The 10,905-nt window shown below is 52.0% G+C and carries 13 protein-coding genes; 12 read left to right on the top strand and 1 reads right to left on the bottom strand.

Features of this window, described 5'->3' with window-relative positions:
- The first annotated feature begins 27 nt into the window (after positions 1-27).
- The 8 genes from BN8908_RS07025 to BN8908_RS06995 are packed head-to-tail and all read left to right on the top strand — an operon-like array spanning position 28 to position 5,023.
- The gene (locus BN8908_RS07025; RefSeq protein WP_004293554.1) at positions 28-2,136 is read left to right on the top strand and encodes a helix-hairpin-helix domain-containing protein; all 2,109 of its coding nucleotides are present in this window, start codon (positions 28-30) and stop codon (positions 2,134-2,136) included.
- A 6-nt stretch (positions 2,137-2,142) separates the two neighbouring features.
- Positions 2,143-2,910: a 3'-5' exonuclease gene (locus BN8908_RS07020; protein WP_004293553.1), complete on the top strand. Its 768-nt coding sequence runs from the start codon at positions 2,143-2,145 to the stop codon at positions 2,908-2,910.
- Positions 2,907-3,269, top strand: a complete 363-nt coding sequence (locus tag BN8908_RS07015; protein WP_004293552.1) for a hypothetical protein — start codon at positions 2,907-2,909, stop codon at positions 3,267-3,269. Before BN8908_RS07020 ends, BN8908_RS07015 begins: the two co-directional genes overlap by 4 nt.
- On the top strand, positions 3,238-3,759 hold the full coding sequence (locus BN8908_RS07010; protein WP_004293551.1) for a hypothetical protein: 522 nt from the start codon (positions 3,238-3,240) through the stop codon (positions 3,757-3,759). Before BN8908_RS07015 ends, BN8908_RS07010 begins: the two co-directional genes overlap by 32 nt.
- Positions 3,740-3,898, top strand: coding sequence for a hypothetical protein (locus BN8908_RS18775; protein ID WP_008672755.1), 159 nt, complete (start codon positions 3,740-3,742; stop codon positions 3,896-3,898). The genes BN8908_RS07010 and BN8908_RS18775 overlap by 20 nt, the downstream gene beginning before the upstream one ends.
- Positions 3,899-3,902: 4 nt before the next feature.
- Positions 3,903-4,202 (top strand): hypothetical protein, encoded by a 300-nt coding sequence (locus BN8908_RS07005; protein ID WP_004293550.1) that lies wholly within the window; start codon positions 3,903-3,905, stop codon positions 4,200-4,202.
- Between the two features lie 22 nt (positions 4,203-4,224).
- Positions 4,225-4,431, top strand: coding sequence for a hypothetical protein (locus tag BN8908_RS07000; protein ID WP_004293549.1), 207 nt, complete (start codon positions 4,225-4,227; stop codon positions 4,429-4,431).
- The gene (locus BN8908_RS06995) at positions 4,424-5,023 is read left to right on the top strand and encodes a DUF6549 family protein (protein WP_004293548.1); all 600 of its coding nucleotides are present in this window, start codon (positions 4,424-4,426) and stop codon (positions 5,021-5,023) included. Before BN8908_RS07000 ends, BN8908_RS06995 begins: the two co-directional genes overlap by 8 nt.
- A gap of 132 nt (positions 5,024-5,155) precedes the next feature.
- On the opposite strand, the gene BN8908_RS06990 is transcribed toward BN8908_RS06995, so the two are convergent.
- Entirely contained in the window at positions 5,156-5,482 is a 327-nt protein-coding gene (locus tag BN8908_RS06990) for a hypothetical protein (protein WP_008672759.1), read from the bottom strand.
- A 171-nt stretch (positions 5,483-5,653) separates the two neighbouring features.
- Between BN8908_RS06990 and BN8908_RS06985 the strand changes: the two genes are divergently transcribed.
- From BN8908_RS06985 to BN8908_RS06970, 4 genes are all read left to right on the top strand, one after another.
- On the top strand, positions 5,654-6,862 hold the full coding sequence (locus BN8908_RS06985; protein ID WP_004303986.1) for a site-specific integrase: 1,209 nt from the start codon (positions 5,654-5,656) through the stop codon (positions 6,860-6,862).
- 743 nt (positions 6,863-7,605) lie between these two features.
- Positions 7,606-8,181: a DUF3575 domain-containing protein gene (locus BN8908_RS06980; RefSeq protein WP_004293545.1), complete on the top strand. Its 576-nt coding sequence runs from the start codon at positions 7,606-7,608 to the stop codon at positions 8,179-8,181.
- A gap of 13 nt (positions 8,182-8,194) precedes the next feature.
- A complete protein-coding gene (locus BN8908_RS06975) occupies positions 8,195-9,676 on the top strand; it encodes a DUF3868 domain-containing protein (protein WP_004293544.1) in 1,482 nt (493 codons plus the stop codon).
- A gap of 60 nt (positions 9,677-9,736) precedes the next feature.
- Positions 9,737-10,864, top strand: a complete 1,128-nt coding sequence (locus tag BN8908_RS06970) for a hypothetical protein (protein ID WP_004293543.1) — start codon at positions 9,737-9,739, stop codon at positions 10,862-10,864.
- Positions 10,865-10,905 lie beyond the last annotated feature (41 nt).

Below are 10,905 nucleotides of genomic sequence, written 5' to 3'. Positions count from 1 at the left end.
TAATGGATTCGTTCGTGGGGAAAGGACTTGTGGAGGGCGGACATTCCGCCCTCCCGTAAGGCGGATATAGATGTCGACTATGCCTCCGACCGGCGGCAGGAGATCAAGGATTACCTGGAAGAACGGTACAACGCGGACGGCCGCCAGCGTGTCTTTTCCGCCGGCACCTTTACCACGATGAAACTGAAAGCCGCCTTGAAGGACGTGGCACGCGTACACCGCGTGCCTCACTCCATCGTGAACTATATTACCGCCATGATAGATGACGGCACGGACTGGACAGGACTGTTCAGACAGGCTGCCTCCAACAGAAAACTTCGGGACTTTATCCAGACCTATCCGCTGGTCATCGAGGACGTGCAAGGATTGCTCGGACAGCCCAAAGCGGCCTCCATACACGCCTCGGCCATCGTTGTCACACCGGACACGCGGGACGGCAGGCCCGCCGAATGCTTCGATTTCCTGCCGGTCCGCAAGATGGACGGGGCACTGGTATCGGAGTTCGACGGCTATTCGGTCGATGAGATCGGATTGTTGAAGGAGGATGTGCTGGCGACAAAGGAACTTGCCAAACTGAGTGCCGTCATCGCGTTGGTCAACCGGAATTTCGGGCAGGAACTCACCATCGGGCGTATCACGCAGGATATGCTGGAAGACGGGAAGACCTACCGGCTGCTCTCGGACGGTAACACGCAGAATGTGTTCCAGTTCTCTTCACCGGGCATTACCCGGTTTATCCAGGATGTACAGCCGGAGTGTATCGAGGACCTGATCGCCGTCAATGCCCTGTACCGCCCCGCCACGCTCGACATCGGCGCCACCGATGATTATGTCCGTTTCAGGCGTGGCGAGGTGGCCCCGGTCTATAACTACGGCTGTTATGAAGCGACGAAGAACACTTTCGGAATCATGGTCTACCAGGAGCAGTTCATGTCCGTCGCCCATACGCTCGGGGGATTCGACCTCGGGAAGACCGACCTCCTGCGCAAGGCCATAGGAAAGAAGAAAGCCGACCTGATGGCCACGCTGAAGGCGGATTTCATTGCCGGAGCCGTCGGGAACGGATGCCCGGACTATGAGGCGGAGGAAATCTGGCACAAGATAGAGGTGGCCGGGAAATATTCGTTCAACCGCTCCCATGCCGCGGCATACGCCCTTACAGCCTATTGCGGGGCATGGCTCAAGGCCAATTACCCGTCGGCGTTCTATACCGTGGCATTGCAATGGGCGGACGACAAGGAGATTCCTTCGCTGATGGCGGAGATGGAACGCTGCTCGCCGGCCAAGATCGTGCCGCCGGACATCAACCGCTCCGGGACGGAGTTCTTCACCGACTATGCCACCGATGAAATCTTCTGGTCGCTTACCCGAATCAAGCAGGTCGGCCTCAGGACAGTGGAATACATCGTCACGGAACGCGACCGGGGCGGGGCATATACGGGTATCGAGAACTTCATCCACCGCATATTCCGTTACAAGCTCAAGAAATACAGTTACTGGGACGATCCCGACAACGCGGAAGAGGCCGTGAAAGTCCCCGTGAACGCCCGGCATGTCAAGCACATGATCCTTGCCGGATGCTTCGACCGCATCGAAAAAGTCGGGGCGGTTACCGAACGCTGCGCGCTGCTCGAACGCGCCGCACGTGAACTGGGATTCTCCCTTTCCGAAAAGGACTTCCCGCAGGACATGCGCGGGCGGCATTTCTTCTGGTCGCAGCAGCAGATTGCCGTGTCGGGTATCGGCAGCATCGACTACCGCCGCATCTTCGACAATTCGGAAGCCAGCGGGCAGGTCAAGGGAAAAGCCTCCTACCTGACCCTGGACGAGGTGGCACGGGACGAGAATGACGGCAGGCGTGCGGCTGTCTGCGCCACGGTGGTGGATGTAGCCGAGCATACCTACAAGGACAGGGAGACGGGAAGCCGGAAGCGTTTCGCCAGGCTGACACTCTCCCAGAACAACCGCCTGGCGGAGTGCGTGTGCTGGAACGACTATTACATGGAGCACCGCACCGAGATCCAGTCGCTTAAGGACCGGGTGGTCATCCTCACGGCCGTCATCCGTTACAGCGACTACAACGGCTGCAATACATTGCAGACCTATAAGAACTCATTGTTATTCATCCAATCCTGAGAAGATATGGCACCACAGACTGAACAGAAAATATATGTAGGCATCGGGCTGGATTTCGAGACCGGAGGGCTGGACTGCCGTGAATGCGCCTGCACGCAGATCGCCCTGCAGGCCGTCCGTTTCGACACATGGCAGGTATTCGACCGCTACCAGGCGTATATCGCCCCCTACGGGAAACAGGACGCGGGACTTCCCCGGCGCAAGGTGTTGCGTACCCGCCATGAGCAGGCGAAAGGACAGGAATATGTCCCGATGAAGTACGAACAGGCGGCATTGGACTATTCCGCCATTACCATGGAGATGCTGCGCACGCAGGGTATGGACATGAAGAAGGTGGCCGGAGAAGTCATCGCCTTCGCCAAACGCGCCACCCTCTCGAAGGGCAACCAGTGCAAGCCCGTGCTGGTCGGACAGAACATCGCCTTCGACATCGGATTCCTGCAACAGCTGGTGAACTATGCCGGACTGGCCGCCGAGTTTGAAAAGACCTTTTCCGGGAGCAGGGACTATTACGGCAACTTCCAGCCGCACTACATCGACACGCTTGCCTTGGGGCGGCTGGCTTTTGCCGCCGATCCGGAGGTCACCTCGTACAAACTGGAACTGGTAGCCTCAAGGTTGGGCGTGGAACTGGACGATGCCCACGATGCGGCTGCCGACGTGACGGCCACGCTCGACATCCTGGGGGTCTATACCTCCCGTCTGCGCCAGACGGAAGGGACGGCAACCGCCATGCAGAAGAAAGAGAAAACCCGTAAATATTTCAAGATATGAGTATGGACACGAATAAGGAAGCCCCAGGCATTGACCGGGAACGGATTCCCGAGACCATCACATTCCGCACGGCGGACCGGATGACCTACGGGGCGCTGGGCTATGACGGGAACGAACTGATGGCGTTCATATCGGGCTACGACCTGGAAATCAAGTTCAACCTGCGGCTCATCAACTCGCTGGCGGACGCGGAGGCGTGTGCCGATGCGTTGGCCCAGGTATTCTATGACGCATTAATGGAACAATTGTTATGCAACGAAAAGGCGGGTTTTGTAAAACCTCCGGGACACAAACCCGCTACTCTTTCAGAAAAGGAAGGAAGAAACGATGTCAGACAAGATAGCGAACACGCAGGATAGGCCGGAAGAGAAACCGCTCACGGAGCAGGAGCTGCAATTCTGCAACCTCTATGTGAACGGCGGGCTGGAGTATGCCGGACGGCCGAAAAAATGCTTTGTGGAGGTATTCGGTGAGGATACGGTGAAGAATCCGTACGCTTCGGCCAATTACCTGATGAACAAACCGCATGTGCTGGCGCATATCAAGGCGCTGCTCTCCTCGGAACGGTTCGAGATGGAGACGATGGCCGTGAAGCTGCAGGTGGCCGAGACCCTCAAGGCCGTCATGGACGAGACGGCCACTTCGGACTATACCGACCGTTTCGGAGTGCCGCTTTCCCCTGCGCCGCTCAGGGCCGTGTCGGTCAATGCCGCCAAGGCGCTGATGGATATCTTCCCCATCAGGCACAAGGAGGAGAACCGCCTGCGCATCGAGGGCAGTGACGGCAATGTCATCTTCAATGTGATCGTACCCCAAAACCCTATGACAGATGGTGAAAAGGAAACATAAAGTCACCAGGGAAGAAATTGCCTGGTGGATATATCTGGTGATAATGGTCGCGCTGGTCATCTACGGATTCCGGGACAGCGCGGCGGCTGAGGTTCTGATAAGGGCCATCAGGGAGGCATTCTCACTTTTAATGGAATAATGATATGGAACAATTCAAGGAATTTGTAGTGAAGTACTTCAAGATTATCGTCGTGGTACTTTCGTTCTCGCTGACACTGTACATACAGCATGTGAACAACACGGCCCAGATTGCAGAACTGGAGACCAAATGTATCGGTTTGGAAGTGGAAATCAAGAACCAGTATGACCGCATCAACGCCATGAAGCTGGACAAGTCCGTGTTCGAGGCGACCATGATGCAGCTCAACACGGTGCAGAATGACCTGCACGAGATCCGGGCCGACATCCGGGAGCTGCTGAAATGCCAGAACCTGCATAAATAACCCGATTTTTAAACTGCCGGTTATGACAAAGAATACTTATGTGAAAATCATCGCTTCTCCGGAACTTTCCCGCATGAAGCTTGGCGGACTGGCCGGCCGGAGAGGGCTGGTCGTGGAGGACCTGTCCGGTGAAGACAGGAAAAACAAGGGCGGGCTGGTTCTGTTGGAAGAGGCCTACATGGATGAGTTTGTCTGGTTCATTCCCGAAAAATCCGTGACATATGAATAGGCTGGACAAAACACTTCTGATAACCGTGCTGCTGCTCGGCGGCATCCTCTGGTTGCAGCACCGGTGGACAATACGCCTCACGGAAGAACGCGACCGTTTCCGCATGAACAGCACAGCCCTGCTTTCCGATGTGAAGCGGATGCGGACCGATTCAGCGACGATGGCCCTCGATGCCAAGGCACTGCGGCTGACCATAGACGAGTATGAGGAGTTCCGTGCCGAGGATGCCGAAACCATCAGGCGGCTCGGCGTGAAAATCAGGAATCTCGAAGCGGCGGCCCGGCATGAGGTCGAGGTGAAAGCACCGATAGACGCCGCCGTCCGCGACACGCTCATTGTCCGTGATACCGTCCCGCTACTGCGGCAGAAAGTGGAGATGGTCACGCCGCATATACATTTTAGCGGACTGATTGAAGAGAACCGTCTCAAAGGTGACATAAAGATACCCGTGACGCTTAACCAGGCTGTATGGGTGGAATACAAGGGATGGTGGTTCTGGAAGAGGGTCAAAGCTATCCGTCAGACCATATCCAGCAACAACCCGTATGTGGAAATCAGGTATTCGGAATATATAAAGATAGACAAAAAATGATGGTGGACTGCAAGCGTTGGATAGGGTGTGTTGATTGAAGCGACATTTACTCCGGACCGGGATGTATCTCAAATGATGGTTTCAGATACATCCCGGTCCGGAATATTTTAGCCCGTTGCCTGATATGGCCATTTATAACGGGCACGAGTGGGCCTGGTCCAGAACAGTAGTTTGGAAAACCATCCAATCCACAGATTTGACATCCGCCAGACCCATTGTGCCGGTAAATCCTGCCATCTGTACAGCTATACGGTTGTTTCCGGCAGCCTGCGCCGAACAGGAAACATTGCAACAATTCTGCATTACCGATGACTTATCCGGCCATGTCCGGATATTAAATGAAGATTGGCGGGACCGGCTTTCCGTTTCATCAAGCGCACCATTTCTATATCTTTCCATTCCATAACAGGTAGAGGCATGCAGTGCGCGCACCTCTTCCGTTCCGTGCAATAATGACATTCTTTCATGTCTCCGCCATATCGAAGTAAAGAAATGTTAAGCAAGGTGGATTTTCTCTCATTTTACGATTGAGAAACATTATTATAGTAATATTTTTCCGGACTACATCCTTGCCAGACTGTTTGCCATATTCTTTAATGACAGAATATCAATCATTGAAAATTAAGTAATATGGCAACAGTAAAAGTTAAATTCCGGGCCTCTTCCGTCGAGATGAAGGAAGGCTCGCTCTACTATCAAGTGATTCACAACCGTCTGGTAAGACAATTGCATACCGGCTACAGGCTTTTTCCTTCGGAATGGGATGCCGGCATTTCCGAGGTCGTGGTGGCTTCCGGCACAGAAGAGGGACGCAGGAATTACCTGCTCTCCATGAAGACCGCCATAGCAGACGACCTGTCCCGGCTCCGGAGCGTCATCGCACGGCTCGAACGTTCCGACACGGGATATACCGCCGACAAGGTGGTGGAAGTGTTCTCCTCTCCGGCCGACTGTGGCGGTTTCCTTTCCTTTGCACGACAACTCATACAGGAACTGAAAAAGATAGGCAAAAGGCGCACGGCCGAAACATATACGACCGCCTTGAACAGTTTTTTGCGTTTCCGGGGCGAACGGGACCTGCTGTTCGAGGAAGTGGACTCCAACCTGATGGTGGAATACGAGACCTTTCTGAAAGGCATCAATGTCTGCCCGAACTCCTCCTCTTTTTACATGCGCAACCTGCGCGCCATCTATAACCGTGCGGTGGAAAGGGAACTGACCGTGCAGCGCTATCCCTTCAAACATGTCTATACGGGCGTGGACAAAACAGTGAAACGTGCCGTCCCGCTGAAAGTAATCCGCCGGATACGGGATCTGGACCTGACGCTCAGTCCTGTGCTGGATTATGCGAGAGATCTGTTCATGTTTTCATTCTACACCCGGGGAATGGCATTTGTGGATATGGCTTACCTGAAAAAGAAGGATTTGCAGAACGGAGTTCTGGTCTATCGCCGCCAGAAGACGGGACAGCAGCTTTTTATCAAGTGGGAGAAACCCATGCAGGAGATTGTCGGCAAGTACGATACGTCCGCGACTCCTTATCTGCTGCCGATCATCCGGGATATGGATACGGATGCCCGAAAGCAATACAAGAACGCCGCCCATCTTGTCAATGACAAACTGAAAAAAATAGGCCGGCAGTTAGGGCTTGCCATACCGCTGACAAGCTATGTCGCGCGCCACGCCTGGGCTTCCATCGCAAAGAGCAAGAACATTCCGATTTCCACCATCAGCGAAGCGATGGGACACGATTCGGAGAATACCACGCGTATCTACCTTGCCTCATTAGACACATCGGTCGTGGACAAGGCCAACAGCCTTATTCTAAAATCACTGTAATCGGGAGAAAGATTTGCATAATACCCGCACACCGTACGGACAGCAAAAAAGCCATTCGGAAAATGGCTATAGAAACTGAAAAGTTGTGCAATTTAAAACATCTCTTTTTAAGAGAAGTATTTTGCAAGTGCAAAGATACGCAAAAATCAAATAAGCGCTTCACGATTAACGAAATTTATTGTCCGTCAGAATGAAAAAACAGATGAGCCGTTAAGCGGGCATTTGCGATTTGTTTAGTAAAAATTACCGTTCAAAAAATAAACAGTAGAAAACCAGGTCTTTTCCTGAACGGTATTTTTCTTAAAAAGAGACAGACAGGAGACGGAATGATTTGACAGGAATCATGCAACCGAAAAAATGTTTTGCCAAACTTCAGAGAGCAACCATTGGAGTTTAAAAAACAAGTCGTTGAAATAGTGCGGGAAAATCCCGCCAAGGCGATAAACTGTTGAGTATTTGCCCGTTTCTCTCCGAAAGAGAAGTATTTGACGGTGCAAATATACGTATTTTATTGATTATAACGGCATAAACAGCTTGTTTTTTAAGTCTCAATCCGAGTTCTAAACCGGTTCTACTTCAATGAATGTTAAGCATTCCCAGTCGCTCGAACCGAACATAATCTGTTTTTCAGCCACTTATCATCAATGTTATACGCTACCACTTCTCTTTCGGAGAGAAGTATTGGTTTGGGAGTTGACGTGCCGGTTTTCCGGCCCGAATGAGATAACAAGAATAAGGAAAATATGAAAAAATTGATCTTCGGTGTTTTTCTTGCGGTTTGTTGGTGCACGGGCACTGTCAAAGCGCAGGATATCGCAGTAAAGACCAATCTATTGTATTGGTCAAGTACCACGCCCAACTTGAGTCTGGAATTTGGGCTGGGCAAACGCACGACCCTCGACCTCACGGGTGCCTACAACCCGTGGACGCTGAATAAGGACAAGAACAAGAAAATCAAACACTGGATGGTAATGCCGGAGTTCCGTTACTGGCTCTGCGAACGCTATAACGGCCATTTCTTCGGCCTGCACAGCGGTTACGCGTTCTACAACATCAGTGGCGTGAGAATCCCGTTCCAAAGCAAGTCCACGAAGGATCACCGTTATCAGGGCTGGGCTACGGGTCTCGGATTGTCGTATGGCTACTCATGGATTTTAGGCAAACGCTGGAACCTCGAAGCCACGATCGGTCTGGGTTACATCTACACGCAATACGATAAGTACGAGTGTGCCACTTGCGGCAAGTTCAAGGGCAACAAGGACAAGCATTATTTCGGCCCGACCAAGGCGGGCATCTCCCTGATATATATAATCAAATAACAAGAAAATGACTATGAGACGCATATACATCCTATTATTGCTGATATTGGCATGTTGTCCCATGATGTTGCATGCCGAGAACGAAACCAGTTACTTGCCTCTGATCGGGATTCGTCAGGGAGGGGTCGTCAAGCAGGGCCGCACGGTAGAGCTGACGATGTCCGTCGATTTGAGCAAGGCGAAAATCCGTACGCAGCACACCGTAGCACTGACACCCGTACTCATGTCGGCGGACAGTAGCCGCGAGGTGACCTTTCCCCCGATAGTCATCGATGGCAAGACCCGCCACAAGGTTTACTTGCGGGCGCAGCGGCTCGAAAGCGTGGAGCTTCCCCCTTTCCACAATGATTCCGCACAGGTAATCATACGCCACAGCAGCAAGGGGCAGCATTACGATTATGCGGCCACCGTGCCCTACGAGCGTTGGATGCTCGACGGGCGGATCAAAATCCGCGAAGAGGTACACGGCTGCGTGAACTGCGACAAGGGCAAGGCGGAGCAGTCCTTGTGGGCGGGCATACTTCCTGCCTATGTCCCCGATTACAAGCTCGACAGCATAGCCCCTGAACCTGAACCCGTGAAAGTGCGTGCCGAAACCCGCACCGCCCGGCTGCAGTTCCGGCAGGACAGTTATAATATATTGCCCGGATTCAAGAACAACCGTGCCGAACTGGACACCGTTTCCAACTCCATCGAGCTGGTAAAGAAAAATACCGACGTCAGGATTATCGGTATCTACATCACCGGTTACGCTTCTCCCGAAGGCAGCATGGCGCACAATATGGCCTTGTCCGAGAACCGCGCCAAGGCGCTGGCCGACTATATCCGCCGTTACGACGCTATCGCTCCCGAGATGCTCCACGTGGACTGGAAGGGTGAGGACTGGGAAGGTTTCGTCCGTGTGCTCGGCGACTTCCCGAACCTGCTGAAACGCGACGAGGTATATGAAATCATCGAACGTTACCCCGACGAACGGGATTTCTGCGAGCTGCAACTCCAGAAACTCGTGCCGCCGACCATTTACCACAGGCTGCTCACCGAGATATACCCCGCGTTGCGCCGCAACGAGTACCGCATCGAGTACAACGTGCGCAACTTTAACCTCGAAGAGGCTCGCCGCATGGTCGATGAGCGTCCCGACCTCCTGAGCCTGTCGGAAATGTACAAGGTGGCCGATTCCTACGGGAAAGGCACGCCCGGGTACGACAAGGTGATGGCCACCGCCTTACGCTATTTCCCCGCTTCGCCCTCCGCACTCAATGAGAATGCCGTGAACGCCATCTCCCGTGAGGAGTATGCCAAGGCGGTGGAGCTGCTCGAGAAATCGGAAGTCACCGCGCGGTCGGCAGAACTGCTCTCCACCCTCGGTGTGGCATACGCCGGGGCCGGACAATACGACAAGGCGGAGGATGTGTTCCGCCGTGCTTCGGAGGCAGGCTCCGCGACTGCCCGGCATAACCTCGAAGAGGTGCGGCAGGTCATCGACCAGTTGTAGACAAAATCCATAAGCGAGAAGTTATAAAAACCTTTTTACTAATTTTTAAATAACAAAAAGATGAAAGTCAAGAGTTTTTTATTGACAGCTTTAGCTGCTTCAATGACGTTTGTTGCATGTGACAACAAAGACGATGAAATGGGACAGTTGGACAACACCCCAAAGAGTGTAAGCATTGACCTGTCTAATGTGATTCCAGTAACCAGAGGCGCCGGTCAAGAGGTAGAAGACAACTCAAAGGTTTCTTTGACAGATTTACAGGTATTCTTTACAGACGGAACTACCCTGTATAAAGGAAAAACAATCGAAGGAACTGAGGCAACCCACTACTTCAGCAATAAAAGTAATTTTGACGACCGCGCAGATAAGGTATTCCATTTTTTACCTGCTGAGGTGAACAAGGTAATCGTTGTAGGTAACAACGGTAGTCAAATAAATGCATCTACTTATGTAGATTTGAAAAAAGACCTGATAATCGCCGAACAGCAAAATCCGACTGATCTAGACCTTTATAAAGAAGTCGAGTTGACTTCTGTGTCCGGTCAAGACGAGGCAGGACACCCGCTTTACAAAGCGAAGGTAGTGCTTGAACCGCGTGTATCCAGAATTGAAATCGGTAAATTTGAGTATACAGCTCCTACTCAAGGTCAGCGTAAGTACAAGAGTATTGAAGTTCAGCAGGTCATGTTGAACAACTATTTCGGGAAAGCAGACCGTCAGGGAGGAACAGCCAGTGACATACAGAACTCCGATATTAACCCCGGTTCTATATTCGGCCTTTTCGAGACAGCTGCTGATGCGTGGTATAACGATGAATTTACCTCAACAGAGAGTCCTGCAACCACCTTGCCTTTGGTTACATTGGATGAAAATACACAGTATAAGCATTCCTACGAGAAAGGCAATGTCCGTCCTGCATACCACTTCTTTCCTAAAGATAATAATATTGGAAATACTAACCATCCTCAAGTTCTTGTAAAATTGATTGGTACAACAAATGAAGGAACTAAGGTTCCTCTTTACTTGGCTACCAGTACATTCACTCCTGCTGTTACAGCAGATTTCGCCAAGATTTACGTCATGAACTTTGCATTTAGCGATGAGGATTTGGATAATCCTCAAAAATGTGTGGAGGTAACTGTTGACGTCATGAGCTGGGATGTAGTTCCTGTCACACCTGAATTTTAATTGATAACCCGATAGGCAGGGCGAAAGTTCCGCCCTGTCTA

This window comes from Culturomica massiliensis (genome assembly GCF_900091655.1).
Classification (GTDB): Bacteria; Bacteroidota; Bacteroidia; order Bacteroidales; family Marinifilaceae; genus Culturomica; species Culturomica massiliensis.
This window is presented reverse-complemented; position numbering and strand designations above follow the sequence as displayed.